Source organism: Halochromatium roseum, assembly GCF_016653315.1.
Lineage (GTDB): Bacteria > Pseudomonadota > Gammaproteobacteria > Chromatiales > Chromatiaceae > Lamprobacter > Lamprobacter roseus.
Genome location: NZ_NHSH01000072.1, coordinates 113,846 through 140,018, shown reverse-complemented (window position 1 = coordinate 140,018; position 26,173 = coordinate 113,846). Strand labels below are relative to the sequence as shown.

The 26,173-nt window shown below is 63.0% G+C and carries 20 protein-coding genes; 9 read left to right on the top strand and 11 right to left on the bottom strand.

The window, feature by feature from the left end; all coding sequences use genetic code 11:
* Positions 1-8: 8 nt before the first annotated feature.
* The 6 genes from CCR96_RS20275 to CCR96_RS20250 form a co-directional block, all read right to left on the bottom strand.
* Positions 9-866, bottom strand: coding sequence for an FAD/NAD(P)-binding protein (locus tag CCR96_RS20275; protein ID WP_242519242.1), 858 nt, complete (start codon positions 864-866; stop codon positions 9-11).
* A complete protein-coding gene (locus CCR96_RS20270; protein WP_242519241.1) occupies positions 863-1,984 on the bottom strand; it encodes a 4Fe-4S dicluster domain-containing protein in 1,122 nt (373 codons plus the stop codon). The genes CCR96_RS20275 and CCR96_RS20270 overlap by 4 nt, the downstream gene beginning before the upstream one ends.
* 543 nt (positions 1,985-2,527) lie before the next feature.
* Positions 2,528-4,786: a putative bifunctional diguanylate cyclase/phosphodiesterase gene (locus CCR96_RS20265; RefSeq protein WP_201222855.1), complete on the bottom strand. Its 2,259-nt coding sequence runs from the start codon at positions 4,784-4,786 to the stop codon at positions 2,528-2,530.
* A 70-nt stretch (positions 4,787-4,856) separates the two neighbouring features.
* On the bottom strand, positions 4,857-5,303 hold the full coding sequence (locus tag CCR96_RS25385) for a circadian clock KaiB family protein (protein WP_201222853.1): 447 nt from the start codon (positions 5,301-5,303) through the stop codon (positions 4,857-4,859).
* Complete coding sequence (gene kaiC, locus CCR96_RS20255) at positions 5,300-7,021, bottom strand: circadian clock protein KaiC (RefSeq protein ID WP_338035924.1); 1,722 nt, start codon at positions 7,019-7,021, stop codon at positions 5,300-5,302. Before kaiC ends, CCR96_RS25385 begins: the two co-directional genes overlap by 4 nt.
* Positions 7,022-7,204: 183 nt before the next feature.
* The gene (locus CCR96_RS20250; RefSeq protein ID WP_201222851.1) at positions 7,205-10,183 is read right to left on the bottom strand and encodes a sensor domain-containing protein; all 2,979 of its coding nucleotides are present in this window, start codon (positions 10,181-10,183) and stop codon (positions 7,205-7,207) included.
* 147 nt (positions 10,184-10,330) lie between these two features.
* Here CCR96_RS20250 and CCR96_RS20245 point away from each other — a divergent pair, with 147 nt between their 5' ends.
* The 3 genes from CCR96_RS20245 (at position 10,331) to CCR96_RS20235 (ending at position 13,125) form a co-directional block, all read left to right on the top strand.
* Complete coding sequence (locus CCR96_RS20245; RefSeq protein WP_201222849.1) at positions 10,331-11,554, top strand: geranylgeranyl reductase family protein; 1,224 nt, start codon at positions 10,331-10,333, stop codon at positions 11,552-11,554.
* Between the two features lie 241 nt (positions 11,555-11,795).
* Entirely contained in the window at positions 11,796-12,227 is a 432-nt protein-coding gene (locus CCR96_RS20240; protein WP_201222847.1) for an FKBP-type peptidyl-prolyl cis-trans isomerase, read from the top strand.
* A gap of 148 nt (positions 12,228-12,375) precedes the next feature.
* Entirely contained in the window at positions 12,376-13,125 is a 750-nt protein-coding gene (locus CCR96_RS20235) for a RibD family protein (protein ID WP_242519240.1), read from the top strand.
* Between the two features lie 72 nt (positions 13,126-13,197).
* Here the strand turns inward: CCR96_RS20235 and CCR96_RS20230 are convergent, their stop codons facing one another.
* Complete coding sequence (locus CCR96_RS20230; protein ID WP_201222846.1) at positions 13,198-13,740, bottom strand: EF-hand domain-containing protein; 543 nt, start codon at positions 13,738-13,740, stop codon at positions 13,198-13,200.
* Between the two features lie 267 nt (positions 13,741-14,007).
* Here CCR96_RS20230 and CCR96_RS20225 point away from each other — a divergent pair, with 267 nt between their 5' ends.
* The 3 genes from CCR96_RS20225 (at position 14,008) to CCR96_RS20215 (ending at position 17,397) form a co-directional block, all read left to right on the top strand.
* Positions 14,008-15,861 carry a glutamine--tRNA ligase/YqeY domain fusion protein gene (locus CCR96_RS20225; protein ID WP_201222838.1) on the top strand — a complete coding sequence of 618 codons (1,854 nt, stop codon included), beginning with the start codon at positions 14,008-14,010 and terminating at the stop codon, positions 15,859-15,861.
* Positions 15,858-16,439, top strand: coding sequence for a DinB family protein (locus tag CCR96_RS20220; RefSeq protein ID WP_201222836.1), 582 nt, complete (start codon positions 15,858-15,860; stop codon positions 16,437-16,439). Before CCR96_RS20225 ends, CCR96_RS20220 begins: the two co-directional genes overlap by 4 nt.
* Before the next feature lie 349 nt (positions 16,440-16,788).
* Positions 16,789-17,397 (top strand): LOG family protein, encoded by a 609-nt coding sequence (locus CCR96_RS20215; protein WP_338035923.1) that lies wholly within the window; start codon positions 16,789-16,791, stop codon positions 17,395-17,397.
* A gap of 16 nt (positions 17,398-17,413) precedes the next feature.
* Here CCR96_RS20215 and CCR96_RS20210 read toward each other — a convergent pair whose 3' ends face one another.
* Positions 17,414-18,979 (bottom strand): cryptochrome/photolyase family protein, encoded by a 1,566-nt coding sequence (locus CCR96_RS20210; protein WP_201222834.1) that lies wholly within the window; start codon positions 18,977-18,979, stop codon positions 17,414-17,416.
* Positions 18,980-19,179: 200 nt separating this feature from the next.
* Between CCR96_RS20210 and CCR96_RS20205 the strand changes: the two genes are divergently transcribed.
* Together CCR96_RS20205 and CCR96_RS20200 are read left to right on the top strand one after the other, a co-directional pair.
* Positions 19,180-20,283 carry an AAA family ATPase gene (locus tag CCR96_RS20205; RefSeq protein ID WP_201222993.1) on the top strand — a complete coding sequence of 368 codons (1,104 nt, stop codon included), beginning with the start codon at positions 19,180-19,182 and terminating at the stop codon, positions 20,281-20,283.
* Between the two features lie 4 nt (positions 20,284-20,287).
* On the top strand, positions 20,288-20,644 hold the full coding sequence (locus tag CCR96_RS20200) for a hypothetical protein (protein ID WP_201222832.1): 357 nt from the start codon (positions 20,288-20,290) through the stop codon (positions 20,642-20,644).
* Positions 20,645-20,783: 139 nt separating this feature from the next.
* Here CCR96_RS20200 and CCR96_RS20195 read toward each other — a convergent pair whose 3' ends face one another.
* The gene (locus CCR96_RS20195) at positions 20,784-21,716 is read right to left on the bottom strand and encodes a histone deacetylase family protein (RefSeq protein WP_201222830.1); all 933 of its coding nucleotides are present in this window, start codon (positions 21,714-21,716) and stop codon (positions 20,784-20,786) included.
* Between the two features lie 99 nt (positions 21,717-21,815).
* On the opposite strand from CCR96_RS20195, the gene CCR96_RS20190 reads away from it, so the two are divergent.
* Positions 21,816-24,509, top strand: a complete 2,694-nt coding sequence (locus CCR96_RS20190) for a bifunctional acetate--CoA ligase family protein/GNAT family N-acetyltransferase (RefSeq protein ID WP_201222828.1) — start codon at positions 21,816-21,818, stop codon at positions 24,507-24,509.
* 64 nt (positions 24,510-24,573) lie between these two features.
* On the opposite strand, the gene CCR96_RS20185 is transcribed toward CCR96_RS20190, so the two are convergent.
* Together CCR96_RS20185 and CCR96_RS20180 are read right to left on the bottom strand one after the other, a co-directional pair.
* Positions 24,574-24,879, bottom strand: coding sequence for a P-II family nitrogen regulator (locus CCR96_RS20185; RefSeq protein ID WP_242519239.1), 306 nt, complete (start codon positions 24,877-24,879; stop codon positions 24,574-24,576).
* Between the two features lie 149 nt (positions 24,880-25,028).
* Positions 25,029-26,033, bottom strand: coding sequence for a sodium-dependent bicarbonate transport family permease (locus tag CCR96_RS20180; RefSeq protein WP_201222825.1), 1,005 nt, complete (start codon positions 26,031-26,033; stop codon positions 25,029-25,031).
* Positions 26,034-26,173: the final 140 nt, after the last annotated feature.

Sequence of the window (26,173 nt, the reverse complement as noted above, 5' to 3'; positions counted from 1 at the left end):
GGCCTTGGTCAGAAGCCCTTGCGGCCCACCAGCCAGCTGATCTCTGACCAGGGGAAGACGGGGCCGTCGCGGCACAGGAAGTAGGGTCCGAGCTGGCAATGCCCGCAATGGCCGACGCCGCATTGAAAGCCGCGCTCCAGGCTCAGCCAGATACGGTCGTCGCTGATGCCTAGCGCCACTAGCCGCTTGGCGGCGGCGAGCATCATGGGCTCGGGGCCACAGATCAGGGCGATGCTCGCCTGCGGGCGCAACGGAACCTCATCGAGCAGGTCGGTCACCAGGCCGACATGGTCCTGCCAGTGGTGGTCAGGCTGGTCGGCGGCGAGCCGTACCTCGGTGTTCGGCAGCTCGGCCCAGGCGTCGTAACGCGCGCGCCAGAACATATCGGCCGCGTGCTTGACGCCTTGTAGGATGACCAACTGGCCGAAGTCTGTGCGGCGAGCGAGGGCGTAGTCGATGGCCGCCACCACCGGCGCACAGCCGAGGCCGCCGGTGACCACCACCAGGTCTTGCCCCTCTGCCTTCTCCAAGGGCCAGCCGCGGCCATAGGGTCCACGCAGGCCGATGCGATCGCCCGTGCCGAGCGTCGCCAACACCCGGGTGACACGACCGACGGCGCTGATCGTGTGTGCCAATCGCTGTGGCTGTGCGGGGTCTGAGGCAATGGAGATCGGCACACCGCCAACCGCCGGCACATAGAGCATGTTGAACTGACCGGGCAGGAAGCGGTACGCGGCTCGCGCGTTCGCATCGGTGAGGCGCAGATGGAGGGTGCACAGGCCTCGGGTCTCTTGATCACGGGCAAGGACCTCGGCTTCCCAGGGTGGCCCCATCCAGGGTGGCCCCATGGCGGCGGCGGTGCTCATGGCGCCTCCTGAGCGGACTCGCTGGCATCGGAACAGATGGCGTTGGCCTCGGCGGTGAGGTCGATGCCGACTGGGCACCAGGCGATGCAGCGCCCGCAGCCGACACAGCCAGAGCGGCCGTATTGGTCATGCCAGCCGCCGAGCTTGTGGGTGAGCCATTGGCGGTAACGGGTGCGGGTGTCGGGCCGCAGCAGACGCCCGTGCACGTAGCTGTGCTCGGCGGAGAAGCAGCTGTCCCAGAGCCGCACGCGGGTGCTGCCGCTGCCGTCGATGGACGGCTGCTCGCGCTCGGTGGAGCAGAAACAGGTGGGGCAGACGGCGACGCAGTTGCCGCAGGCCAGGCAGCGGGTGGCGACCTCGTCCCACCGCGGGTGATCCAGATTCGCGAATAGCGACTCGCGTAGGTTGCGCCCAGGCAGGCTGCGGTGTTGGCTCAAGCGAGCCTGTTCGATCTCGGCCTCTGCCTGGGCTAGCTCTCCGTCACTGGGTGCGCGCAGCGGTAGGGCATCGCACAGTGCGCTGCCGACCTCAGTGCCTGCACGCACCAGGAAGCCGGCATCCAGCTCGGTCAGCGTTAAGTCGGTGCCGGTACTGATCGCCGGTCCTTCGCCGGTGGAGGCGCAGAAGCAGGTGTCGGCGGGCTGTCCGCACTCCACGCCCACCAGCAGTAGGTCGTGGCGTCGGCGGCTATAGCTGGGATCAGCGCGCGCGTCGGCGAAGTGGGCGTCTTGGAGCGCGAGTGCGGCAAGGTCGCAGGCGCGCACGCCGATGACGGCCTGTCGCTGCGCTGGCTGTAGCTCGCGGGTGAAGGCGAGCCGGCCGGCGTCATCGCGCTCGGTGCGCCAGAGCGTCTCGTGGGGCGCGAACAGCAGCGGCTTGAGTGCTTGGGGGCCATTGGCCCAGGCAAAGCAGCGCTGGTGATCCTGATGCTCCAGACGGTAGCGGCCTGGTGTCTGATGAGCACCGATGCCGATCGGCAGTGCAGTTAGGTCGCCGAGCCTGTCATAGACGATGGCGCCGTCGCGCACCTGCGGGCCGATGCAACGATAGCCAAGCGCGTCGAGCTGGTCGAACAGCGTCTGCAAGTGTTGCCGAGGCAGAAAGCGCGAGGCGATCAACGTAGACTCCCGGCTGTGCGCTGGTTCATCATCGGCGCGGCGGGACTGGCACCATCGGGCGCAGTCACCAGGCTACACCCGAAGCAACGCAAGACCGCCTAACCTCGTGGCCCTGAGCATGGCCGAGAACATCGAGAATCTGGTGCTCGAGCACCTGCGAGCAATCCGCGGCATCCTTGCCGAACATGGCAAGCACTCAGACCGGATCGAACTGCACCTATCTACTCTCTAGGTCAACAGATCGACGCGCTAACTACCGCCGTCTATGCCATGATCATGGTCGCACTGTGCGCGAAGCACACAGACAAGCCTCATGTCTCCGCGGCCAAACGCTTGGGACAAGCGGCAGCCCCCACTGAGCGCTTACCATAAAAGGGCTGGTCCCCGCATCCCGAATTATGAGTATGGTCGACCGGGAGCATCACTGCCACACGGGAGAGTTGACCTGGGGCAAGTGATTGGAACGTCAAGAGAAGGAAGACCCGGCTTGACCCTGCTCGAGCTTGACAGCGTCGGCGTCTTGGGCACTGTCTTGGTCGCGGCTCAGGTCGCCGGATGACTCGGGCTGCAGGCAGTGCTGTAGCTCGACAGGGCCGCGGGTGGCCCGGGGCGGCCAAACAAATAGCCTTGGAAGGCATGGCAGCCATTGTGAGTGAGGAAGCGTCGTTGGGCCTGTGTCTCGACGCCCTCGGCGATGACTGAGAGTCCGAGCTGCGGCGCGAGGGCGAGGATGGCGCGCACGATCGCAGCGGCATTGGGGTCGTTGGTAACGTCGTCGACGAAGGAGCGGTCGATCTTCAGCGCATCGAGCGGCAGCCGTTTGAGATAGGAGAGTGACGAGTAGCCGGTACCAAAATCGTCGAGCGCAAACCGCAGTCCAAGTGTGCGCAGTGCCATCATCTTGGTGATCGTGTCTTCGATATCCTCGAGTAACAGACTCTCGGTGAGTTCAAGCTCGAGCAGGCTCGGATCAATGTCATATGCGAGGACGGCGGAGCGCACCATGGCGACGAAGCCTGGGTCGCGAAACTGACGTGCGCTGATGTTGATGGCGAGTGAGCGTTGTGCGCTGCAAGCCTCGGCTGCCCAGGCGGCCAGCTGCGAGCAGGCTGCGTGCAGCACCCATTCACCGAGCGGCAGGATCAGTCCGGACTCCTCGGCGAGATGGATGAAGACATCTGGACCCAACAGCCCGCGCTCGGGATGTGTCCAACGCACTAGGGCTTCGGCGCCAATCAAGGCCCCGGCGCTGTCGACTTGGGCCTGGTAGTGCAGAACGAACTGCCGGGTCAGTAAGCCCATGCGTAGATGCGCCTCGAGCTCGGTACGCTCCTCGAGCGCGATCTGTGTCTGCGGGTCAAAGAAGCGAAAGGTGTTGCGGCCGGCGTCTTTGGCTTGGTACATCGCCAAGTCCGCGCGCTTGAGCAACTCGTCGACGCTCGCGTCGGCGGGCTCGATCAGGGTGGCGCCGATGCTTGGGCTCACATGATGAGGGTTCTCCCCGAGCTGATAGGGCTTGGTGAGTGCCTGCTGCACCTTTTCGGCGACGGTGCGGGTCTGCTGCGCGGCTTGATCGGGCTCATCGCTCAGGCCTTCCAAGACGACAACGAACTCGTCACCGCCGAGGCGGGCGACGGTGTCGCGTGCCCGCACGTTTTGAACCAGACGCTCGGCGACCTGCTGCAGGAGGTGGTCGCCCATATCGTGGCCGAGGCTGTCGTTGAGGTCTTTGAAGTGGTCGAGATCAATGAACAGTAGCGCGCCATGATGGCCGTCGCGGCGGATCGTGGCCAGTGCGTGATCGAGCCGGTCGAGCAGTAGACGTCGGTTGGGCAGGTGGGTTAGGACATCGAAGAACGCGAGCTGCTTGATCTGGTTTTCCGCGACTTTACGAGCGGAAATGTCCTGATTCAGGATCACCGCACCGACGATGCCGCCATCGTGATCCTGGATCGGGACGGCCGAGGTCAGGATGGTCTTTACTTTGCCGTCGATACACTCGATGTCGATCTCTTTATTTAGGGCTGTCTCGCCGCGGAGGATGGCGCGTGATGCTGAGCAATTCTGGGGAGCAACCGCGCGACCGCGTGTGCTTGAGCAGGCCTTGCAGTGGCGGAAATGCTTGAGCCCAATGCATTGTGTGCCGCTCCAGATCTGGAGTGCCACCGAATTACCGTAAGTGATCTTGCCGCGTTGGTCTAGAAACCAGACCCCGACGGGGAGGTGCTCGACAATGGTCTTGAGCTGATGCTCGCTCTGTCGCACGGCGGCTTCGGCATGTTTCTGTTCGGTCAGGTCGGTGGCGACCACGCAGAAGGCACCCTGCTTCTGCGCCAACGGTAGTTCAGTCAGCGAGAGGTGGCAGGGAATCAGAGCGCCGCCTTGACGGATCAGCCGCAGCTCCAGGCGCTGTTGAGGGCGCGGTGATTGGGTATCCAGCCAGGTTTGGTAGGCTGGGCAATCCGTCGCGCTGATCAGCTCGCTCAGGGCGGTGCCAGTGAGAGCCTCACGCGGAAGGTCGAGCATGGCCGCCATGCGTCGGTTGGCAAAGTAGATGTGGCCGGTAGCGGTCAGCGTCATGGCCCCTTCGCCCATCTCTTCGACCATCAGCCGATAGTCGTGCTCGGCGCCTTGCAGCTCGAGCACCCGGCTGCCTTGATGGCCGGCGATGAGCAGGGCATCGATCTCGCCGGCGCGGATCGCGTCGAGCACCGCCTCGGCCTCGACCAAGCGCTGCTTTAGATCTCGAATCTGCGCTGTGGCGTCGGCGAGCGATGCAGGGGATGGGTCGGTGACAATCATGGCCGTGGTGGGTGGATCAACCGGTTGCCGATGCGGGACATCTGTCCGGCGTGGACCTGCACGTTAACGGCTACGGATTGACTTGCCAGGTCGACTGGCGTAAGTCGAGGCCGACAATGGCGCGCTCGGTGTCGGAGAGGTCGCCGATGATCTTCCGCATGGGAAGTGGAAGCCGGCGCACGACGGTCGGGATCGCGAGAATCTGATCACCTTGCGCCAAGTGTGGCTTCTCGAGCAGGTCGATGACCTCGATCTGGTAGCGCCCGCTCAAATGGGCCTCACACATGGCCTGCAGGTTAGAAAAAGCGGCCAGCGACTTCGGTGTCTGGCCGGCGACATACAGCCGCAGCGTCCAGCACTCATCCCCCTCGCTGGCTTCGGACTGATCCGTAGTAGCGGTTGTGTCGATCGCGGTGCCGGCCTGCGGGGTGGCGGATTCGCTAATCGCGTGGCGAAGGCTGCTGTCTTCGGGTTCGGTGCGAACCGACCGCGTGTCGTTGTCGGCGGTTGCGCTCATCGTTGATCCTCCTCCGCCATCTGGTTGTGTGTATCAGCTCGGCGTACTGAGGCCATCGAAGCGCGATTTTGAGCCGACTGTGCCTGACGCTGCAGCTCGCGGTCGATGAGCGCTCGAGTTTCGGATTCCTGCGCTTCGAACTCCTGCTGCAATGCGGCGATCTGCGCGGTGAGGATGGTACGACGCCGCTCGATCTCCTGCTTGCGCCGCTCGATCTCCTGTTGCCGCTCGAGCTGCTCGCTCTGCTCAGCGGTTTCTTGCGCTAGCCGGGCACTGCCGGTCAAGACCCCGCCAGGTCCAACATAGACGTCACGGAGCGCGATGCCATTGTCGGTGATCAGGAACTCACGCGTCTGATTGGAATGCGCCATGCCGCGCGACTTGAGGATGCTGAGGGCGCGGTTACGCTCGCCGCCGGTGTTCACTGACATCAACAGCAGCCAGGTATCGATCAGCGAGGAGATGGCCGAATCGGTTCGCTCCAAGGATTCGCCGCCGAGTGTCAGGCTGGTAAAGAGCGCTGTGATCTGGCGCATCTTGAGAAAGTCGATGAGCCGGGTCAGCATGCCTTTGACCTCGAGCTCGTTACCTTGGGTAATGAAGCTGTTCAGTGGGTCCAAGATCACCACCGATGGCGCGAACTGCTCAACCGCCCGATGGATGAGCGTGAGGTGCATCTCAAGGCCGGTGAAGCTAGGGCGGGCGGCGTGAAATCGCAACAGACCCTGCTCGGCCCAGTGCGCTAGGTCGAGACCGATGGTACGCATGTTCCGCTGAATCTGGCCCGCCGACTCTTCAAAGGCAAAATAGAGCGCGCGCTCTCCGCGGGCGCAGGTGGCTGCTGCGAAGTGTCCGGCTAGGCTTGATTTACCGGTGCCGGCGGTGCCCGAGACGAGCACGCTGCTGCCGCGAAAGAAGCCGTTGTCGCCGAGCATGGTGTCGAGCCGCGCGACGCCGCTCGAGATCCGCTCGGTGGAGACCGGGTGGTCGAGGCCGAGTGAGGTGATGGGGGTCACCGAGATGCCGTTGGCATCGATCAGAAAGGGGTAGTCGTTGGTGCCGTGGCTGGAGCCGCGGTATTTGAGCACGCGCAGGCGGCGGGTCCAGGTCTGATCGCGCTGCTGATGATCGAGCGTGATGACGCAATCGGAGACATATTCTTCGAGGCCTTGGCGAGTCAGCTGACCATCGCCGCGTTCGCCGGTGACGATGGCCGTGACGCCCTTGTCCTTGAGCCAGCGAAACAGGCGTCGGAGTTCAGCGCGCAGGATTAACGGATTCGGTAAGCCGGCGAAGATGGTCTCGATGGTATCGAGCACGACACGCTTGGCGCCGATCGAATCGATCGCATAGCCAAGACGGATAAACAGTCCGCTGAGATCGAACTCACCGGTCTGCTCAAGTTCGCTGCGCTCGACTGCGACAAAGTCCAGCGCGAGCTGGCCCTGTGCCACCAGGTTGTTGAGGTCGAACCCCAGCGAGGCGACATTCTGGGCCAACTCCTCGGCGGTTTCTTCGAACGCAATAAAGACCCCTGGCTCGCCAAAATCGGTTGCACCTCTGATCAGAAACTCCATGGCGAGCAGTGTCTTGCCGCAGCCTGCGCCGCCGCAGACCAAGGTCGGGCGGCCGCGGGGCAAGCCGCCGCAAGTAATCTCGTCGAGTCCAGAGATCCCTGTGGCGGCCTTCGGCAATACACTGTCTATGGTGGTGCTCACGCGTCTCCTCAAGCTAAATCAGTCTTCATTAATGCTCAGGCATCATACAACGGCTGGCGGGATTGAGCTTGCGCAGCATGAGGTATGGCGATTTCGCATTCGGTGCCACCAACGGGGGGTGCCCGTGCGTCGAGAAGGCTCTGGCGCGCGCAGCACGGTTAACGTGAATCTCGCGCGATTCATCTACCAGCGTGGCGCGGCGCCACGCGCGTTAGGGCTGAGCCGCTCGCGCCAGTGCGTGAGTAGCTCGTCGGCGGGCAGCGGCTTGGCAAAGTGATAGCCCTGGCCAAGATCGACCTGCTCGTGGCTAAGAAAGGCAAGCTGCTCGGCGTCCTCGACGCCCTCGGCGACGGTCTCTAATCCGAGTGTGCGGGCCATCGCGATGATGGTGCGCACGATCGCCTCGTCGTTGTCGTCGGCGCCGATGTCACGCACGAAGCTCTGGTCGATCTTCAGTTGATCCAGGGGTAAGATCCGCAGCATTGCCAGGCTCGAATAGCCGGTGCCGAAGTCGTCGATACTGATGCGTGTGCCAAGCCGCTTGAGCTCGGATAATAGTGCGCGCGCGGCATCCGGGTTGCGCATGAGCATGGATTCGGTGACCTCAAGCTCAAGCCGTTCGGGTTGAATCGTGCAGGCTTGCAGGGTGGTCGCGATGGTGGTGGGCAGGGCGACTTCATCGAGCTGCCGCGCGGATAGATTGATCGCGAGCCGCGGCAGATGGAAAGCTTGGCGGTCCCAGTCTGCGAGCTGCTGGCAAGCGGCTCCGATGACCCAGCTGCCAATCTCACTGATCACGCCGATATCCTCAGCCAGCGGAATGAACTGGCCAGGCGGGACCAGCCCCAGGTCTGGATGTTGCCAGCGCACCAGCGCCTCGACCCCGACCAGCGCACCATCGCTAAGCCGTACCTGCGGCTGATACTGCAGCCGCAGCTCGTTGCGCGTGACGGCACCACGCAGCGCGTGCTCAGTGATCAGTCGTTCTAAGGCGCCTTCCGTGAGCGAGCGGTCAAAGAACTGAAAGCTGTTGCGACTGAGGCGCTTGGCGGCGCCAAGCGCCTGACTCGCATGACGGGTGAGGCTATCAGCATCGGTTCCATCTGTCGGATACAGACTGATCCCGATGCTGGCAGTGACCACCAACTCACGGTCGGTAACGTTGACCGGCTTGGCGATGCGCGTCAGCAGTTCGCGCGCGAGGGCTGCGACTGGGGTTGCGTTGGCACGCTCCTCGAGCAGCAATGCGAATTCGTCGCCACCGAGCCGCGCCAGCGTATCGCTTGGTAGCAGCTCTGAGCGAATACGACGTGCCATTTCGATCAGGAGTTGGTCGCCGTCCTGATGGCCAAGGGTGTCGTTGACCTGCTTGAAACGGTCGAGATCGAGATTGAGCAGTGCCAGATGGCCTTTACGCGATGCGCGCGTCAGCGCATGCTCCAGGCGCTCGTTGAAGAGTGCACGGTTGGCGAGGCCGGTAAGCGCATCATGATGCGACAGATAATCGATCTTCTCTTGCGCCTGTTTTGACTCGCTGAGGTCAGTAAACAGGCCAACGTAGTGGCCAACCTGCCCGTTTGGATCGTGCACGGCGCTGATCGAAAGCCACTGCGGATAGACTTCGCCGTTCTTGCGTCGATTCCAGATCTCACCGCGCCAGCTTCCGTGCTGGGCGATCTCGGACCAAATCGCGCGGTAGAAGGCTGAATCATGGACTCCGGATTTCAGCAGCCGAGGATTTTGCCCAAGCACCTCCTCGGCGCTGAAGCCGGTGATGCGGGTGAAGGCCGCATTCACCCGCACCAGTGTGCCGTCGGCGGCGGTAATGGCGACGCCCTGAGGGGTCTCGGCAAGCACCTGGTCAGCGAGCTTGAGTTTCGCCAAGGATCGCACCTGTTGGGCGAGACGCCAGGCTTCGTTCGCCAACAGTTGTGCGGATTCGATATCGATCTTATCGTAGTCGGTCGCCTTGTTTCCAAGGCCGAATAGCATGGTGACGCGATTGCCATCGAGGACCGGCACCACCAGAGCGCGGTTGAATGCGATGTGTCCAGTGGGTAAGCCCTTCGCGTGCGGATGCGCCGCATAGTCACTGATGATCACCGGTGCTCGCCGGCGCAGTGCATCAGCCCACAGCCCAGCCTGCTGCAACGGATAGTGCATGTCGTGGTTGACTTGGCAGCCGGCGTCGAGGGTGCGCGAGGACCAGGCGGCGAATTCGACCGAGGTTTGATCGTTGTTGACGAAGTGCGCGAAGCCGATCTCGCTCTCAGTGAGGCCCTCGGCGAGTGCGAGCGCATGCTGGAGCATGGCCAGCTCGTCCAGATCATCCGCGATGCGCGGTAGGGCTAACAGGGCCTCGTCTCGGCGTGCCTTCACGGCGAGCATCAGGCGATTCTGCTGCTGCTCGGTGATGTCCTGGACCGTGCCGACGGATCGCAGCGGTGTCCCGTCGTCGGCGTACTGGGTTTCGGCATATTCGTTCAACCACTTGACGCTCCCATCCGTGAGTTGGATGCGATGCGCAAGGGTGTACGGATGATGCTCCGCGACCGATGTCTGAAAGGCGCGATCAACGGCCTCGCGGTCCTCGGGATGCACCAGATCAAGGAACCTGCGGTAAGAAGGCGCGATCTCACCGGGTTCACAACCGAGCAACCGATAGGTCTGATCGGACCAGAAGAGTTGTCCGGTCTTGAGATCCAGCTCCCAGCTGCCGAGGACACCGAGACGCTCGGCGTCGCGCAGTCGGCGTTCATTCGCGCGCAGCGCCTGGGTGGCTTGTTGTTGCTGGGTTACATCATGGGCAATGGCGTAGATGCAGCCGGTGTCGGGCGCTGCCACCGCAGACCAGGCCAGACTGCGCCATTCGCCATCCCCGCGGCGATAGCGGTTGACGAATTGCGAGGTGATTCCGCCGGCGCCTAGCTTTGCGGCTTCGGCCTGGGTGGCGGAAAGGTCGTCTGGGTGGACCAATTCCAAGAACGAACGGCCGATCAGCTCATCGGGGCTCCAACCGAGCTGTTCCTGCCAAGCGGGGTTACAGCGACGGATGCGCCCGTCTAACTCCGCGATCAAGAGAAGCTGCAAGGATAACGAGAAGAATCGATCGACATCCTGCCGGCCGGCTGCTTCGCCGTCGATATCTGCGACAATGCCCAACTGCTTCACCGATTCCAAGTCAAGACGTTAACAGACTAAGGATAGCCAGCAAACGCAGCCTTGCCAAAGGGTTTATTGGCCTCAGTTGTCGCAGGGCTCTACCCGATCGGCGATCGATGACATCCGCAACCGTCAAGGGGGATCAGCATGGCCAAGGCAATCGAGCATGAAGTGATTGTGGTCGGTGCCGGACCTGCCGGCAGCGCGACCGCCTATCACCTGGCTAGCGCTGGTATCCGGACGCTGCTAATCGACAAGGCGGCATTTCCTCGCGACAAGGTCTGCGGCGATTGCCTGAGCCCGCGCGCGCAGCACTCTCTCGGGCGTCTCGGGCTATTGGAGCAGGTCGCCGCCGCATCGCATCAGGCGACGCGGATTCGCTTCCGTGCGCCTGGCGGGGCTGAGGCTGAAACCTTGATCACCGGCGCTGCTGCGATGCCGAATCGGACCCTGGTGCTGGCGCGCCGGCGCTTCGATCTGCTCCTCCAGCAGCGCGCGCTGGCGGCGGGTGCACGCTTCTGGATCGGACATGTGCGTGGGCTGGCTGCTGGCGGTGGCGTCGAGCTCGAGGGCGAGATGCTGCCGGCGCGGCTGGTGGTGATCGCGACCGGTGCTGCGCTATCGCTGATCAAACGGACACCGTTGGCGCCAAAGCGTGGCGTACATAGCGTGGCGGCGCGCTGCTACCTGGCGCAGATGCCTGCTCCGGGCCCAGACTTGCGCTTCTTCTTTGATCATCTGCCATTGCCTGGCTACGCCTGGCTGTTCCCGACCGGCCCGACGAGCGCAAACCTGGGCTACTGGTACAGTGGGCGGAAACGGGTGTCAGCGGCCACGCTACTGCCCAGGCTGCTCAGGCAGCATCCGGAGCTGTCGCGTCTGACGGCGGGCGGCGAAGGTGCTGGACCGGTGGCCGGCTATCCGATCCGCAGCGATTTCCTACGAGCACCAAAGCGGGCAGACGGACTGCTCGCGGTTGGCGAGGCGGCTGGCCTGGTCAATCCGTTCACCGGCGAAGGCATCGATTACGCACTCGAATCGGCCGAGCTTGCGGCTGCTGCGGTCGTCGAGGCGCTGCGCCGAGCGCCGGGCGATCGACCCGTCTCCGCGCGATTGCTGGCTGGCTATTCACGCAGCCTCTGGCAGCGCTTTGGCGCGCTCTTCGTCCTGATGGCGCTTGCGCAACGTTATGCCTTTACGCCATGGGTGTTTGACCGGCTGTTCGGTCGCGGTGCAGACGGGCAGCGGCTGGTGGATACCCTGATCCAGGTCTGCTTTGGCGCTGCGCCGCCGTCGCGCGTATTGGCACCGCTGGAGCTGATCCGGCTCATCAGTTCGCGGCCGGCGGCGACCAGGTCCCTCATGGAGTAAAAAAGGAGATTGGATGAAAAAGACCCAGTCTTCGAATAGGCTTTAGCGCCGCCCCCTGAGGTCGCCATGCAATGCTTCTCTGACAGAGTCTCTGACTGACTCAATCTCTGAGCGTCGGGTTTGCGCTCGGCGCGAGGCTCGTCTAAGGTGAGCTGAATCCACTGGCCGCGCCTGTTCAGGCGCGTGCTGCTCCATGCATCTCAGCCGAAACCCTTCGAGTATTCCTATGGCTAATTCTCCGATGACCGAAGCAAAGAGCGGCGATACCGTCAAAGTCCACTATACCGGCACCCTCACCGATGGCACCGAATTCGACTCTTCACGCGGCCAGGAGCCGTTGGAGTTCACGCTCGGTCAGGGGCAGATGATCAGCGGCTTCGAAGAGGCCGTGGTCGGCATGACACCCGGCGAGAACAAGACCATCACCATCGTCTCCGGCGAGGCCTATGGTGAGCGCAACGAGGCCATGGTGCAGCAGGTGCCGCGCACCGCGATCCCGCCCGAGATCGAGCTGGCGCAGGGCATGCTGCTGCAGGCGCAGGGGCCTGAGGGCGAGACGCTCAGCTTCACGGTCGCCGATTTCAACGACGAGGAGGTCACGGTCGACGGCAATCATCCGCTGGCCGGTCGCGATCTGACCTTTCAGCTCGAGTTGGTCCAGATCGCTGAGTAGCGGTTCAGAAACATCTTCCGCTAACGCTCGCAGATGGCAGGCGCTGCTTGCCGCCGCGAGCGGCGATAGGGCAGCTGCCGCGGCGCTTGGGCTCGTTCGTGATCCAGTGCAGCACTGGCGTTGGTCTCGACCTCCGTCTGAACCGTCATTGACTGGGTGGCAAGACCTATGGTCGCTCTATCTGCCGTTTCTTCCGAACGATAGCGGTGCGAACCGAAGCTGTATCATCGGCCATCTCGGCCAAAGCCTGGACGGCTATATTGCGACTCAGGTCGGCGACGCCTGTTTCGTCACCGGACCTGAAAACATTGCGCATCTGCATCGGATGCGCGCGCTTGCTGATGCAGTGATCGTTGGTGCGGGCACGGTCGCGGTCGATGATCCGAAGCTGACCACCCGTCTGGTGCCGGGGCCGAGCCCGGTGCGCGTGGTGCTCGATCCGGATGCGCGGGTGCCGAGCGATCGCCAGCTCTTTACTGACGGCTGCGCGCCGACCCTGCTGTTTTGCCGCCCGACGCCTGTTCGAGGGGGCGACGTTGGCGATGCGGCGGTGGATTATGGCGATGCGGAGATCATCGAGGTGCCTGAGTTAAGCACTTCGGCCGCCGGATTCGACTTGGCAACAGTCGTCAACGCATTACGCGATCGCGGGCTGAGGCGGCTGTTCGTCGAGGGGGGTGGGGTGACGGTGTCGCGGTTTCTGCAGCAGGGGCTGCTCGATCGGCTACAGATCACGGTTGCGCCCCTGATCATCGGCGATGGCCGTCGCGGCGTGACGCTGCCAGCCACCGAGCGGCTTGCGGATGCGTTACGTCCGGCCCACCGGCTCTATCGAATGGGTGAAGACGTGCTGTTTGATTGCGACCTGCAGGCCGAACCAGTTAATCGACAAAGTTAATCGACACAGTTAACCCAAACGGCTCGCCATTGATACCGGCCCTCCCTGGCCGAGCGTTGCGGGCCTGCGTGCTTACTGCTGTGGAGCGGCTGCGCCTTCTTGCTGTTGCTGCATCTGCTGCATTTTCTGCATTTGCTCTTGCATCTGGCGCTGCATCTCCTCGAAGAACGCCGTTGCCTCTTCATTGGTCGCAAAGCCGTCGCTGTCAGCGTCCATGCGCTTGAAGGATTCGACCGTCGGCTGCTCGAACTCGGCCGGGCTGACCTTGCCGTCGCCGTCTTTGTCGAGATTCTTGACGAAGGTCTCGCCGGGGTCGGGCATGCCGCGCTCTTTCATGGCCTCGAGCATCTCGGCGGGCACCTGATTGTTGAATGCGGTGCTCGCCTCCTCCATGCTAATGAAGCCATCGCCGTCGGTATCGGTCTCAGTGAAGCGCGGTTTTTGCGGTGCGAGTGCCTCCTCGAGGCTGACCTTGCCATCGCCGTCGGTGTCGAGCTGCTGGATAAAGGCGTCGGCTGGCTTGGTTGGGGCTGGCGCGTCATCCTGTGCGAAGCTGAGGCTGGTGGCGAAGGTGCCGGCGATGGCGACGGCAAGAATGGAAGCGGCTCTCTGCATGGTCTGGCTCCGGATGTGGTAAGCGGGCTTGTTGGTCTCGGCCTGCGATGAAGACGATCTAGGCTTCTTCTGAAGCGGATGCGCTTTGATCGAAATCGCCTAAGGGTTTTAAGGCCATCAGTGGGATGCCGAGCTGGCGATAGGGTAGTGGTCCTGAGGCGTGCTGGCAAACGCAGGGTTCAAGGATGCGCGACAAGCCAGTATGCTGCGCGTTTTTCGCCGATCGGCTGCTGACCCTAGCCGGCCGGTCTTTGGGTGCTTTTTGATATGGCTGATTCTGTCTCGACGCCGACCCGGACCAACTTCATCCGTCAGATTGTTCAGGACGATCTGGCGAGCGGGAAGCATACAAGGGTGGTCACGCGCTTCCCGCCTGAGCCCAATGGCTACCTGCACATCGGTCATGCAAAATCGATCGTGCTCAACTTCGGCTTGGCCGAGGCGTTGGGCGGGGTCTGCAATCTGCGCTTCGACGATACCAATCCGGGTAAGGAGAGCCCGGAGTTCGTCGAGTCGATCAAGGCCGATGTGCGCTGGCTCGGTTTCGACTGGGGCGGGCGTGTGCGCTTTGCCTCGGACTATTTCGAGCAGCTGTACGCTTTTGCCGTCGAGCTGATCGAACAGGGCTTGGCCTATGTTTGCGATCTGTCCAGCGAGGAGACACGCGCTTATCGCGGTACCCTGACCGAGCCGGGACGCGACAGTCCCTTTCGTGACCGCAGTGTGGAGGAGAATCTGGATCTGTTCCGCCGCATGCGCGCTGGCGAGTTCCCGGATGGCGCGCGCACGCTGCGGGCGAAGATCGACATGGCGTCGCCCAATATCAACCTACGCGATCCGGTGTTGTATCGGATTCGGCACGGGGTGATCCATCATCAGACTGGCAGCGAATGGTGTCTGTACCCGACTTACGACTACACGCATCCGATCTCCGATGCGCTGGAAGGCATCACCCATTCCCTCTGCACGCTGGAGTTCGAGGATCATCGCCCGCTCTACGATTGGTGCGTCAGCCACGTCTCGGTGCCCTGCCAGCCGCGGCAGATCGAGTTCAGCCGGCTCAATCTCGAGTACACGGTGATGAGCAAGCGCTTGCTGACGCAGCTGGTCTCCGAGCAGATCGTCGATGGCTGGGATGATCCGCGCATGCCGACCATCGCTGGGCTGCGCCGACGCGGCTACACGCCAGGGGCGATGCGTGGCTTCTGTGAGCGGATCGGCGTGACCAAGGCCGACAACCTGGTCGAGATGGGCGTGCTGGAGAGCGCGATTCGCGATGAACTCGATGCGAACGCGCCGCGAGCGATGGCGGTGCTGCACCCGCTGCGGGTGGTGTTGACCAACCTGCCGGCTGACGCACCGGCCGCGGTCGAGGCCCGCAATCATCCGAAGGATGAGTCGATGGGCGTGCGTGAGCTGCCGCTCAGCGCGGTGCTCTGGATCGACCGCGGTGACTTCGAGGAGACGCCGCCGAAGGGCTTCAAGCGCTTGACTCCCGGCGGCGAGGTGCGGCTGCGCAATGCCTACGTGATCCGCTGTGACGAGGTGGTGAAGGATGCGGACGGCGCGGTGATCGAGCTGCGCTGCGCAGTCGATCCCGATACCCTCGGCAAGAATCCGGAGGGGCGCAAGGTCAAGGGCGTGATCCATTGGGTACCGGCTGAGACGGCGCTTCATGCCGAGGTGCGGCTCTATGATCGCTTGTTTACGGTGCCGCAGCCGGGTGTTGGCGATCGCGATTTTCGTGCGGATCTGAATCCGGACTCGCTCCGTGTACTGAGCGATGCGATGCTCGAGCCGAGCCTGGCCAAGGCAGAGCCGGGCGCGCGCTTCCAGTTCGAGCGCGAGGGCTATTTCGTGGTCGATCCGGACTCGACGCCGGAGCGTCCCGTCTTTAATCGCACCGTGACCCTGCGTGATACCTGGGCGAAGGCTCAGGATAGCTCCGGTCAAGCGCGTGCTGGTCAGACTCAAGGCGCAAGAGGCCAGAAAGCCACAGGCCAGAAGGCGCGCTCGGGGGATGGCAGGGGCAACGCCAGCGTCAAGGATCAGGGCGATGGCAAAGCTGAGTCTCAAGCCACTTCCGCGCGGGGCATTGGCGCCACGGGAGGTGTTGCATGAGTTCGACAGCGCCACCACCACTCGAACTGCCAGGCGCGGGCATCAGCTGGCTCGAGCGCCAACTGCTCGGCGCGGGTATTCGTGCAGCGGCACGTTTCTACGGCAAGGACCGGCTGACGCAACTGTTTCGTCAGGAGGCCGAGCGCGCCATCGCCTTAGCGCGTGGCCTGAGTGAGGCGCAGGGGCGACAGCGGGTGCGGGTCGAGCGCTTCATTGGCATCGAGGACAGCAGCCGCGACTGGTCGATATACATGACGCTCGAGCATCTGGTGATCGTCAACACCGCGATCGCCGCGATCTTGCCGCAGCTTTATTCGGGCAGCTTGGTTGGGACTCAGGTTAAGATCGAGGAGGTCAAGCCGGTGCCGGAAGCCGGCCCGGAGCAGATCGACGATCTTGTCGCCCTGATCGAGCGCTATAGCGATATCGTTGAGAAGCTCGGCAATCTGCGTGCTGGGGCGAGGCTGCCGCATCCCTGGTTTGGCCCGCTCTCAGCGGCGCAGTGGCATGCTCTCGCGGCCATCCATAACAGCACCCATCGGCGCCAGATCGAGCGCATCAAGCAGGCGTTGAGCTGAGCAGAGCTGAGCAATCAGAGGCTCGTGTAAAACGTGTTGGGATACTTCAAGACGCCAAACAGGCGTCTAGCAACGGCCTCCCAACTTGAGCGCCACGATCCGGCAAAACCGGGCATAACGACTGGTCGGCGGTGATCGCGATGCAAGACACACCAGCAAGCACACTACCAATCGCGCCACTAAGCGCGCTATCAAGCGCGCTATCAAGCGCGCTTCACATCGCACCAGGAGACGCGTTATAAACGTTCAACCGAAGACGCCAAAGTCCGCGCGTGAGCGCGAGCTGCTGCGTGGCGCCGATGATCTGCTGGTCGATTTCGATCGTGGTGTCACGGTCTTCAACGAGCTGGTGAAAGGCTGTCGCAGCCTGTTCGACCTTGGGCGTGGCATCACCCTCTTCGGATCAGCGCGTTTTGCCGAGGGGCATCACTGGTATCAGCTGGCGCAAGCGACGGGCGCAGAACTGGCGCGAGCGGGCTGTGCGGTGATCACTGGCGGTGGGCCTGGAATCATGGAAGCGGCCAATCGCGGCGCTCAAGAAGCCGGCGGCATGAGCGTCGGCTGCAATATCCGGCTGCCGCATGAGCAACACCCAAATCCCTACCTCGATCGGGTGCTGACTTTCGATTATTTTTTCGTGCGCAAGGTTATGTTGCTGAAATACTCGTCTGGATTCGTGTTCATGCCAGGCGGCTTTGGCACCCTGGACGAGCTGTTCGAGACCCTGACGCTGATCCAAACCGGCAAGGTCGAGGCCTTTCCCTGCGTGCTGGCGGGCTCGGCCTTTTGGCAGCCGATGCTGGATGTAGTGATGACGCAGCTCTACGATGCCGGCACGGTTACGCCCGGCGAAGTCGAGCTTGAGTTGCTCGACGACCCGGCCGAGATCGCCGCCCATCTGCTCGCGAATCAAACGGTGCCGCCACCTGGCCCTTGGACTGAGCAGGAGCCGTCTTAACCTGAATCCCGCCTGCTCAAATGTTGCCCTTGACCTGATCATAAGCCGCCAAGGCCTCGGCGCGGCTTTGCTTGAGATCGACGATCGGCGCTGGATAGTCGCGGCCGAGCCGGACACCACATTGGGCCAACAGGCTCGCCGGCGCCTGCCAAGGTTGATGGATGAACCGATCGGGCAGGCGGGCCAGCTCCGGGCACCAGCGCCGGACATACTGCCCCTTGGCATCGAAGCGCTCACCCTGCAGCACCGGGTTGAAGATGCGGAAGTAGGGTGCGGCATCGGCGCCGCAGCCGGCGCTCCATTGCCAGCCTTGGGTGTTGTTGGCCAGATCGGCATCAACGAGCGTATCCCAGAACCAGCGCGCGCCCTCTTGCCAGGGTAGGCGCAGGTTCTTGGTCAGCAGCGAGGCGACGATCATCCGCACCCGGTTGTGCATCCAGCCGCTGTGCCAGAGTTCGCGCATGCCGGCATCGACGATGGGGATGCCGGTCTGGCCGCGTTGCCAGGCCCGAAGCAACGGTTCGGTGTCGCCGCCGCGCCAGGGGAAGTCGGCGAAGCGCGGGTTCAGGGGCTCGCTCGGCGTCTGAGGGAAATGATAGAGCAATTGATGGCTGAATTCGCGCCAGCCCAGTTCGCGCTCAAAGGGCTCGGCGACCTCGGTAGCGATGCCTCGGTCGCGGATAGCGGCGAGGATCTGGCGCGGGCTGATCTCGCCAAAGTGCAGGTGTGGCGAGAGCCGCGAGGTGCCGTGCTCGGACGGCCAGTCGCGAGCCTGCTGATAGGGCTCGATGGGGCCGTTGAGAAAGCGCTCGAGTTCGGCGCCCGCGCCCGCCTCGCCTGGCTGCCAGGTCTCCCGCAGCCCTTGATCCCAGGGGATGCTTGGGCGCAGTTCGAGGGCCTCGAGGGGCAGCTGCTCGAGCGGGGTTGGCAGCGGTGGCAGCGCATCTGGCGCGGCGCCATGCGCTTGAGGTCGGCCGCTTGATGGCCGGCTGGCGTCGTTCGCTGGCCCAGTTGGGGAGTCGGGATAGAGCCCCCGGTCTGCTTTTAGCCCCTTGTCGGCGTTTGCCGGTGGACTTAGGTCGGTCGTCAGGTCGTCCCGTTTCAGCAGTTCCGCCCTGAGGCGGCGCCAATAGGGCGTGAAGACGCGATAGGGCTCGCCGGCGCCGGTCTTCAGCTCCCAGGGCTCACTGAGCAAGGCGGCATTCTGACTGCTGCAGCGGATGCCTTCGGCACGCAGGGCCTGCTTGATTGCGCTGTCGCTAGCGATCACCGCTGGCTCGTAGCAGCGATTCCAATGCACCGTTGTCGCCCCGCTCTCTAGGATCAGTTGCCGCAACACGGCAAGGCTCTCACCGCGACGGATGAGCAGCCCGCTACCTCGCTCCCGCAACCCTTGGTCAAGCGCGCTCAGACTTTGATGCAGCCACCAGCGCGAGGCCGCGCCGGGGTGCCATGGCGCCTCCTCTTCAGGGGCGTGGATGTAGACCGGGATCAGTCGCTCGCTCTGTGCAACGGCAGCCTTGAGCGCAGGGTTATCGCCGAGCCGCAGATCGCGACGCAGCCAGAGGATGGCGGTGGGCATGCTGTTTGTGGGTTGCTTCGGGCTGCTTGCTGGAGAAAGCCGATTATCGCAGACTAATCGCGAAGACGATTCGTCTGCTGGGTGGTGGGCGTGAGATCAGCTCGCCTGTTGCGATGGCTTTGGAAAATGGAAGCCGTTCGAGGCCATCGAGATCGACCTGGCTTCTGTCCTTGGTAATTGAAGGGAGTCCGGAGGTCAATATGCTCAAGCAACTCAAGCTGACTCAGTTCACGGCCTTTGGCAAAGCGACCTTCGATTTTTCTGATGGGCTCAACGTGATTGTCGGTGCCAACGGCACCGGCAAGACGCATGTCCTGAAGTTGGGCTATCTCTTCACTCGCGCATGGTCGGAACTGTCGAAACAGGGCGTATCGCCGGAGGGAAAGCGTGCCGAAGCTTATTTCGAAGAAAGGCTCATGGGGCTGTTTCGACCGGAGCGTCTAGCGCATCTTGCACGTCAGGGAGGAAAGACGACGACCAGGCTCGACGCTAACGTCTACGGCGAGATCTCAACGGCCAAGATTGATATGACCAATGAGGAGCGACCGGTTGGAATTGGTGAAAGCCTTCAATGGGAGATCGGCATCGATCAGGACGAAGCAACAATTCGTACAGCAAGGCTCGTCAATCACGCTGCTCGCAATACCATATTGCCCGCTTCGCTGTTCGTGCCGAGTAAGGAGATTGTCTCCTTCTTCGACGGGTTGATCTCGCTGTTTGAGAACTACAAGATCAACTTGGATGAAACCTACCGAGATCTTGCGGTGGCAATGACGGTTCCTGAAAGTCAGCGACCTTCGGAACTGTTGCCGCACTTATTGGAGGCGCTATCTGGATCGATCGGTGGGGAGTTGGTGCTCGAAAAGGGTAAGCTGTTACTACGTCAGTCCAACGGCGAGCGGTTGGAGCCACAGTTGCTTGCCGAGGGCTTTCGGAAGCTCGGAATGCTCTTGTTCTTAGTAAGAAATCATCTCATCGAAACGGGCAGTACCCTGTTTTGGGACGAGCCAGAGGCCAATCTCAATCCGGAGCTGATGCGGCCGTTGATCGAGGTGCTTGTCGCGCTGTCGGGCATGGGCGTCCAGATCGTCCTCGCCACCCACAGCCTGTTCGTGCTCCGGGAGATCGAGATCCTCCTGCGCCAACCCGAATACCAGTCGGTGCCTCGCGCCTGCTTCGCCCTGGCCCCGTCGCAACAAGGGGTCAAGGTGTCGCGGGGAACCTCATTCGAGGGTGTAGACCCGATCTTGACGTTAGATGCCGACCTGGCTCAGTCCGGCCGCTTCATGGACGTGATGGATTGAAGCCATGCCGGGCGTGACGGTCGATCGTTTCCGATTCAACCTGCCGACAGGATGGGCGTGGCTTGAGTACGACAAATGCACCTACTATCGTGAACATTTTAACGATCTGGCCTCGTCGAAGGCGGTCGATCTCCTCGTTCTGTCATCTGAGCGGGCGGAGCTTTGGATGGTCGAGATCAAGGATTATCGGCGTCATCGACGCACCAAGCCCGGAAGTCTGTTCACGGAAGTGTCTTGCAAAGTCCGCGACACGCTGGCAGGACTGGCGGCCGGACGCTTGGTCGCCAATGACCCGATTTCACGAGACTTCGCCGTGGATGCGATGCAGGCATGTCGTCTGCGGGTTGCGTTGCTTTTCTGAGTGCAAAGACCGCTTGGACCGTCACGCCTCCCTGAAGCGAACAGCTCAATGAGCATGAAGCCCGAGCGCGAGATCGCTATCCTGTACCGTGAGTCCTCAAGACAGTAAAGAGCCGGGTCGCACGTCTTTATAAGTCGAATCAACCATGCCCAATCAGCTCATCAATATGCACGGCGACGCTGCGCCCGAGCGCTGAGAGGCTATAACCACCCTCCAGGCAAGAGACAATCCGCTCATGCGCATGGCGCACCGCGATCTTGCGCAGCTCGGCGGTGATCCAGGCATAGTCCGGCTCGCGCAGCATGAAGTGGGCCATGTCGTCTTCGGCGTGACCGTCGAAGCCGGCCGAGATCATGATCAGCTCCGGCGCGAAGGCGTCGAGCCGCGGCAGACACTGTTCCTGCATCGCGGCGCGGAAGGCTTCGCCGTTGGTGCGGGAGGGAAGCGGTAGGTTGATCACGTTGGGCGCCTTGGAATCGGCGCCGGAGCCAGGATAGAACGGATGCTGGAAGCTGGAGCAGAACAGCACCCGCTCATCGCCAGTGAAGATGTCCTCGGTGCCGTTGCCATGGTGGACGTCGAAATCGACAATGGCGATGCGCTTGAGCCCATGCGCGTTCATCGCGTGCGCGGCGCCGACGGCGACGTTGTTGAAGAAGCAGAAGCCCATCGAGCGGGCGCGCTCGGCGTGATGGCCGGGTGGGCGCACCGAGCAGAAGGCGGCATGATGGCGATCGCTCATCACCAGGTCGACCGCGAGCACCGCGGCGCCGGCGGCATGCAGCGCGGCGCTCAGTGAGCCGCGCGACATGGCGGTGTCGCCATCGACCCAGACCAGCACATCCTCGGCGCTGGGCGCGGCCTCGAACAGGGCATCGACATAGTCCGCGTCATGCACCGCCAAGAGTTGCTCACGGCTGGCCTTGGGCGCGTCATAATGGGTCACTAGCATCTCCATGCCGGCGGCGATCATCCGATCCGAGATCGCGTGCAGGCGCTCCGGCACCTCGACATGGTGCGCGCCCATCTTGTGTTCGAGACAGTCTTGGTGAGAGATAAAGGCCAGGTTCATCGGGCGCTGCCTCAGCGGCTTGGGTCGGTAGTCCGCAAGCTTAGTCGCTTTGTCATCTTTTTGCTTCGTTACCCGATTCGCCCCAGGAGGGGCCAACCGATGAGACTCTCTGATGTCGACCAGCTCTTTGTACCTGATGCCGTCGCCGTGTTTGGCGCCAGTGATCGCGAGGGTTCGGTGGGGGCCATGGTCTATCGCAATGTCCTCGCCGGTGGCTTCAAGGGGGCTTGCTATCCGATCAATCCGAAGTACGAAACCGTGGCTGGCCAGCCCTGCTGGAAGGATCTGGCCGCGCTCGATAAGCATGTCGATCTGGCGCTGATCGCGACCCCGGCCGAGGCCGTGCCGGGCATCTTGGATCAGTGCGGCGAGTTTGGGGTACGCGCGGCGGTGGTGCACTCGGCCGGCTTCTCCGAGCAGGGCGAGCAGGGCAGCGCGCTGCAGGAGCGCTTAGTGGAGGCGGCGCGACGCAATCGGATTCGGGTCTTGGGGCCGAATTGCCTGGGCGTGATGCGGCCCTCGCATGGGCTCAACGCGACCTTTGGCAATGAGCTGCCGCGCGCCGGCAACGTCGCGCTGGTGTCGCAATCCGGGGCGGTCTGCGCGGCGATGCTGGATCGCTCCGGGCCGCGCCGACTGGGCTTTTCGGCGGTGGTCTCGCTCGGTGCCGCGGCCGATGTCGATTTCGGCGACTTGCTCGATTATCTGGCGCTCGATCCGCAAACCCAGAGCATCCTGCTCTATGTCGAGGGGGTGCGCGATGCGCGCCGCTTCATGAGCGGGCTGCGGGCGGCGGCGCGGCTGAAACCGGTGGTGGTGGTCAAGACCGGCCGGCATCCGGCTGGGTCACGCGCGGCGCGCTCGCACACCGGGGCTTGGGTTGGCTCGTCCGAGGTCTTTCGGGCGGTGCTCGAGCGTGGCGGCGCGGTGCAGGTCGAGCGCCTCGCGCAGCTGTTCGCGGCGGCGCAGGTGTTCGGCGCCGGCCGGCGCCTGGCGGGCAATCGCGTCGCGGTGATCACGAACGGCGGTGGCCCGGGTGTGCTCGCCGCTGATCGGGCCGTGGATCATGGGCTGATCCTGTCCGAGCTCAGCGAGGCGACGCGCGCCAAGCTCGAGCAGGCCTTGCCGGATCATTGGTCGCATGGCAATCCGGTGGATGTGATGGGCGATGGCTCGGCGCAGCGCTATCGCGAGGCGCTTGAGGCCTGCTTGGCCGACGAGGGCGTTGATGGCGTGATCGCGCTGATGGCGCCCTTGGCGACCAGCGATCCGACCACCGTGGCCACCGAGGTGATCGAGGTCGCGAAGAAGACCCGCAAGCCAGTGCTGACCTGTTGGATGGGCGAGAGCCGGGTGGCCGAGGCGCAGGCGTTGTTCGCCGAGCATGGGGTGCCGCATTTCGAGTCGCCCGAGGTGGCGGTCGATGCCATGTCCTTCCTCGCCGAGCAGCGGCGTAATCGGATGCTGCTGATGCAGTCACCTGGGCCGCTGTCGCATCAGTTGGGGCCGGATAGCGAGGGCGCGCGGCTGATCATCGAGGGGGTGATGGCCGAGGGCCGCAAGGTGCTCGGCAGCATTGAGGCCAAGGCGGTGCTGTCGGCGTTTCGCATCAACAGCACCCAGGCGGTGCTGGCGCGCTCGCCGAACGAGGCGCTGATCGCCGCTGAGTCGCTCGGCTTCCCGGTGGTGATCAAGATCAATTCGCCGGACATTCGCTACAAGTCGGATGTCGATGGCGTGCGGCTGGGCTTAAGCGACGCGCAGAGTATCCGCCGCGCCTACACCGAGTTGACCGAGCGCGCGCGGAAGCTGCGCCCGCAGGCACGCATCGAGGGGGTGACGGTCGAGCACATGGTGCCGACCCGCGCCGCGCGCGAGCTGATGGTGAAGGTGGTGCGCGATCCGATCTTCGGCCCGGTGATCAGCTTCGGCGCCGGTGGCACCGATATGCAGGTACTCGAGGACAAGGCGCTCGGCCTGCCGCCGCTCAATGCCTTCATCATCCAGACCATGATCGAGCATACCCGGGTGGCGCGGCTGATGGGCGCCTACAGCAATATGCCGCCGATGAATCGGCAGGCGCTGTCACGCATCCTGCAGCGGGTCTCGGAGATGGTCTGCGAGCTGCCAGAGATCATCGAGCTGGAGATCAACCCGCTGATCGGCAATGATCTGGACGTGATCGCGGTCGATGCGCGCATTCAGGTCGAGTACCCGCCGCCGCAGATGCCGGTGTATGGGCACATGGCGATCCATCCCTATCCGCAGCATCTGATTGAGCGGGTGCCGCTGCCCGATGGCACCGATCTGACCATCCGCCCGATCCGCCCCGAGGACGCCGAGATGGAGCAGGATTTCGTCCGCGGCCTCTCCGATCAGACCAAGTATTTCCGCTTCATGCAGACCATCAAGGAGCTGTCGCCGGAGATGCTGGTGCGCTTCACCCAGATCGACTATGACCGCGAGATGGCGCTGATTGGGGTGATTCGACCGCAGGGTGAAGAGGGGGTTGGTCCGGAGCAAGAGGTGGGTGTCGCGCGCTACATGGCGCATCCGGGCGGCGATACCTGTGAGTTCGCGATCGTGGTCTCGGATGCCAGCCGGCGGCGCGGCATTGGCGCCCGGCTGATGCGCTCGCTGATGCGCAACGCGCGCAATAAGGGGCTGCGGATCATGGAGGGCGAGGTGTTGAGCGCGAACTCGCGCATGCTGGCGCTGGTCAAGTCGCTTGGTTTTCGCATCGAGACCGATCGCAATGATCCGACCGTGAAGTTGGTGTCGAAGGTGTTATGAGCGGTGAGTGGTGAGTGGTGAGTGGTGAGCATGGCCCCATCCCTGGTGGCCGTTCAGTGCACGCTTATAGGCTGTGCGCGTACAGGACCTCGACCCGTCCGATATGGATGATGCCCGAGAAGTTGTCGAAGTATTTCTCGGCGACCTGCTTGGCAATCGTCCGGGCCATATCCCCGCTAGCGGTGATGACCTCGATCTTGATGTTCGAGTAGGTGTCTGAGACGATGGATTGACCCGGCGAGGGGGTGTTGCGGCTACCGACACCGCCGGCGTCCATCACGGTGTAGCCGGTGGCTCCCGCGGCCTGGATGAGCTTGGTGACCTTTCGCAGCAGCACCTTCTCAGTGATGATCACGAGCTTCGTGGCCATTTGTGTCATGACTTGATACCTCTGGGTATAGATCGACGAAACCGGAAGTCTCTCTGTTTGCGATATCACGGTTCCGATGCTTCACATTGATCGATACTGATGCACCGACGAGTTTCTAAGACCGCCGGTGCGCTTCAGTAAGCATCGCATCAGGCCCCGAAGACCACCTGTGCCAAACCGATGTAGAGCGGAATGCCGATGGCAATCGCGACCGGGGTGCCGATACTGGTCGATGCGCCGATATAGGACGATGGGTTGGCGGTCGGGATGCCAGCACGCAGTGTCGGTGGCCCGGAGATGTCTGAGCTGGAGCCAGCGATGACCGCCAACAGCACCACGCCGCCCGGGCTAAACCCGGTTAGCACATGGGCAATATAGCCGAGTCCGAAGGCAATGAGCCCATTCATCAAAGGGGCGACAGCCGCGTAGACGGCGAACCAATGGGCGACCCGGCGCAACTCGTTCAAGCGGGAGTAGGCCTCGATACCCATGATCAGCATCAACACCGACAGCAGACCGCGGAACAGCGGCTCGTAGAAGGTATCGAACACCCGTTCTGGATTGGTGAACAAGCCGAGGGCGATGCCGAGTAACAACGCCGACAGGGCCGGACCCTGCAGGCTTTCCTTGACGATCGGCCAAATGGCTACCTTGTCGCCAGAGCCATCCTTCTTTTTCAGGTAAACACTGGCGAGCACGATGGCCAGGACCAGCGCCGGGATGTCCATGAACGGGTAGAGTGCCACGGCCCAGGGCTCGTAGCTGATGCCTTCGGACTCCAGCACGACCGTTCCCGCGGCCAGCGTCGAGCCGCTAACAGCGCCGAACAGGCCCGCGGTTGCGATCCCGTCCTCGGTGCGGATACCGGGCAGCAAGGCCAGCGTGTAGCGGCCGATAATGACGCTCAGACAGCCCACCAGCACCGCGAAAAACGCCGGCAGCAGCATCGCCCCGATGTCCGCCTCGCCGATCGCCATGCCGCCCTTCAGGCCGACCTTCAACAGCAGCATAAAGACGATGAACTTGTAGATGGAATCTGGGATCGTCAGCCGTGAGCCAAGCGAGGCAATCAGGATGCCCCCCAACAGGAACGCCAGCGTTGGCGACTGCAACTGGTGCACGAAACGTGCACCGAAGTCGAGTAATACTTCCACGTTCTTTACTCCTCGTTGTCTGCACTTCTAGCAGCGTAGCGTCGCCGTGGCGACGACGCCTTTGCTGCGCGCTTAAGGTGCCCCTCGATGCGATGCGCTGAATCGTCAAGCAATCAGCGCAACGCGATTGGTGTGACGCG

Coding starts and splice junctions, on each gene's coding strand:
- CCR96_RS20275 (WP_242519242.1), bottom strand. CDS start 866: ATGAGCACCGCCGCCGCCATGGGGCCACCCTGGATGGGGCCACCCTGG.
- CCR96_RS20265 (WP_201222855.1), bottom strand. CDS start 4,786: ATGATTGTCACCGACCCATCCCCTGCATCGCTCGCCGACGCCACAGCG.
- CCR96_RS25385 (WP_201222853.1), bottom strand. CDS start 5,303: ATGAGCGCAACCGCCGACAACGACACGCGGTCGGTTCGCACCGAACCC.
- CCR96_RS20245 (WP_201222849.1), top strand. CDS start 10,331: ATGGCCAAGGCAATCGAGCATGAAGTGATTGTGGTCGGTGCCGGACCT.
- CCR96_RS20240 (WP_201222847.1), top strand. CDS start 11,796: ATGACCGAAGCAAAGAGCGGCGATACCGTCAAAGTCCACTATACCGGC.
- CCR96_RS20230 (WP_201222846.1), bottom strand. CDS start 13,740: ATGCAGAGAGCCGCTTCCATTCTTGCCGTCGCCATCGCCGGCACCTTC.
- CCR96_RS20225 (WP_201222838.1), top strand. CDS start 14,008: ATGGCTGATTCTGTCTCGACGCCGACCCGGACCAACTTCATCCGTCAG.
- CCR96_RS20220 (WP_201222836.1), top strand. CDS start 15,858: ATGAGTTCGACAGCGCCACCACCACTCGAACTGCCAGGCGCGGGCATC.
- CCR96_RS20210 (WP_201222834.1), bottom strand. CDS start 18,979: ATGCCCACCGCCATCCTCTGGCTGCGTCGCGATCTGCGGCTCGGCGAT.
- CCR96_RS20205 (WP_201222993.1), top strand. CDS start 19,180: ATGCTCAAGCAACTCAAGCTGACTCAGTTCACGGCCTTTGGCAAAGCG.
- CCR96_RS20200 (WP_201222832.1), top strand. CDS start 20,288: ATGCCGGGCGTGACGGTCGATCGTTTCCGATTCAACCTGCCGACAGGA.
- CCR96_RS20195 (WP_201222830.1), bottom strand. CDS start 21,716: ATGAACCTGGCCTTTATCTCTCACCAAGACTGTCTCGAACACAAGATG.
- CCR96_RS20190 (WP_201222828.1), top strand. CDS start 21,816: ATGAGACTCTCTGATGTCGACCAGCTCTTTGTACCTGATGCCGTCGCC.
- CCR96_RS20185 (WP_242519239.1), bottom strand. CDS start 24,879: ATGGCCACGAAGCTCGTGATCATCACTGAGAAGGTGCTGCTGCGAAAG.